Annotated in this window: 2 protein-coding genes and 1 pseudogene; 2 read left to right on the forward strand and 1 reads right to left on the reverse strand. The window is 72.1% G+C overall.

The genetic code is table 11. The features are described from left to right. The first annotated feature begins 31 nt into the window (after positions 1 to 31). Complete coding sequence (locus G6W55_RS37255) at positions 32 to 814, forward strand: ECF subfamily RNA polymerase sigma factor, BldN family (RefSeq protein WP_085208105.1); 783 nt, start codon at positions 32 to 34, stop codon at positions 812 to 814. A 245-nt stretch (positions 815 to 1,059) separates the two neighbouring features. Continuing rightward, entirely contained in the window at positions 1,060 to 2,307 is a 1,248-nt protein-coding gene (locus tag G6W55_RS37260; RefSeq protein WP_175525021.1) for a DUF5667 domain-containing protein, read from the forward strand. Between the two features lie 63 nt (positions 2,308 to 2,370). Here the strand turns inward: G6W55_RS37260 and G6W55_RS37265 are convergent. Then, a pseudogene (locus G6W55_RS37265) lies at positions 2,371 to 2,692 on the reverse strand (glycerol acyltransferase); the annotation flags it as partial.

The raw sequence follows: 2,692 nt of genomic DNA on the forward strand, positions 1-2,692 counted from the left end.
ACGTGATGGAAGCTCTGCCTCTGGGAGTCCCGTGTACCCACACGTCGGGGTTGACACCTCGGGCCTGGCTACGCTGCGCGCAACGGTCGCTACGGTCCAGGACCTGTTGCGCGGCTTCGTCCCCACCGCGTACGCCGTACCCGCCTTCGTCACCGCCACGCCGGCGGGCCCGTGCTACGCACTGGCGGAAGGCGGCGCCGTCGTCGGCAGACGAGGGCGTTCCTCCGGCGCGTCCACCGCCGCCCGCCGCCCCGCCGCCGACAGCGACAGCGCCCGCATGATGGACCTCGTCGAACGCGCCCAGGCCGGCGAGGCCGACGCCTTCGGGCGCCTGTACGACCAGTACAGCGACACCGTCTACCGCTACATCTACTACCGCGTGGGCGGCAAGGCGACCGCCGAGGACCTCACCAGCGAGACCTTCCTGCGCGCCCTGCGGCGCATCGGGACCTTCACCTGGCAGGGCCGCGACTTCGGCGCCTGGCTCGTCACCATCGCCCGCAACCTCGTCGCCGACCACTTCAAGTCGAGCCGCTTCCGCCTGGAGGTCACCACCGGCGAGATGCTCGACGCCAACGAGGTCGAGCGCTCCCCCGAGGACTCCGTCCTGGAGTCCCTCTCCAACGCCGCGCTGCTGGACGCCGTCCGCCGGCTCAACCCCCAGCAGCAGGAGTGCGTGACCCTCCGGTTCCTCCAGGGACTGTCCGTCGCCGAGACCGCGCGCGTGATGGGCAAGAACGAGGGGGCCATCAAGACCCTCCAGTACCGGGCCGTACGCACCCTGGCCCGCCTCCTGCCGGACGACGCCCGCTGACGCACCCGTCCGGCGCCTACTGTCGGCCATCCCCAACTCACTTTCAGTGAAAGTCCGTTGACTTCCCGATCCGATCATCCGTCGTCCGTAACCCAAGTGCCGCGCCAGTCGTTGTGCGGGATACAGGCTCCCTGTGGTCACGTTCCGACCGCCGCCGATCACTCGATCGCGTGGCAGCGGTCCGGGCCGTGCAACCCTCGAGACCCCCGGGGAGCCGACCGTCATGACGAGAGGAGGTGCCGCCAGTGATCGCGAACGTATCGGCGCACCGGCGGGCGAGCGCCTTCGCCCAGGCTCTGGAGGAGCAGTCCGACCAGGCCACGGCGGCCGAGCAGACCGAAGGATCACCGCCGGCGCCGGCCGCTGCGGACCAGACCGAGCAGGGCCGTCTCCTGGCCCTCGCCACGAGTCTCGCCGAGCTGCCCAAGCCGGAACTCGACCCCGAGGTCAAGGTCGTTCAGCGGGCCCAGTTGGTCGCGGCGATGGAGGCCATGCTGCGATCGGGCACCGTGGGAGGCGAAGCCGCGGACCCTTCGGTACCCGAGCAGCGGTCCCACCGCGCCCGGGGAGCCCACCGGGCGAGTCCGCTGGGCAAGTTCCGGCCGCGCTCCCGCATCGCCAAGGGCCTCACGGCCGGCGGCCTGAGCGTGGGCGTCGCCGCCGGAGCGTTCGGCGGAGTCGCGGCCGCGAGTTCCGACGCCCTCCCCGGTGACGGGCTCTACGGGCTCAAGCGCGGCATCGAGGACTTCAAGCTCACCTACCTGGCCGACGGGGACGACGAGCGCGGGCGCACCTACCTCGACCAGGCGTCCACCCGGCTCAACGAAGCCCGCAGACTCATGGAGCGCGGCCGCGGCGGCCAGCTCGACCACGAGTCGCTCGGCGAGGTCCGGCGCGCCCTGTCCGGCATGCAGCACGACGCCTCCGAGGGCCACCGGCTGCTCCACGAGGCGTACGAGCGCGACCCGGAGTCCCTCGGCCCCATCCAGGCCCTCTCCGCGTTCTCCCGCTCGCACCGGGACACCTGGGGCGCCCTGCGCGACAAACTGCCCCTCCAGCTCGGCGACGTCAGTCAGCAGGTGTCGTCGGTCTTCGAGGCCATAGAGGACGAGGTCGCCCCGCTCCAGTCCCTGCTGCCGCAGCCACCGGCCCCGGGCGGTACGGGCACCGGCGGCAGCCGGAGCACCGGCTCGACGGCCACCGGCGGCACCGACACCGGCCGCTCCACGGCCCCCGGCACCGACGCCTCCCGCGGCGGCGGCACCGGAACCGGCAGCGGCACCGGCCCGAGCAAGTCCGCGGGCACGGGCACCGGCACCGGCGACGAGGGCCTCCTCGGCGGCAGCACCGGCGGTCTGCTCGACCCGCCCAAGGAGTCCGGCACGGCCTCCCCGTCCACGTCCAGCCCGGTCAAGCCGCCGGACGTGACGATCCCGCCGCTGCTCCCCGGCCTCCTGCCGGGCCTCGGCATCGACAGCCAGGACGCGGATTAGAGCAGATGGCACGCAGATGGGGGCACCCTTCCTGGGAAGGGCGCCCCCATCTGTCGTACTCCGTCAGAAGAACACCGACCGCCGCTGCACCAGCAGCTTGTACAGCGTGTGCTGGATCTGCTCCCGCACCTGGTCGGTGAGGTTGAACATCAGCATCGGATCCTCCGCCGCCTCCGGCGGATACCCGTCCGTCGGGATCGGCTCGCCGAACTGGATCGTCCACTTGGTCGGCAGCGGGATCGCGCCCAGCGGCCCCAGCCACGGGAAGGTCGGCGTCAGCGGGAAGTACGGGAAGCCGAGCAGCCGCGCCAGGGTCTTGGCGTTGCCGATCATCGGGTAGATCTCCTCCGCCCCGACGATCGAGCACGGCACGATCGGCGCGCCC

It is taken from the genome of Streptomyces sp. CAI-85 (assembly GCF_013363615.1).
GTDB classification, from domain to species: Bacteria; Actinomycetota; Actinomycetes; order Streptomycetales; family Streptomycetaceae; genus Streptomyces; species Streptomyces antibioticus_B.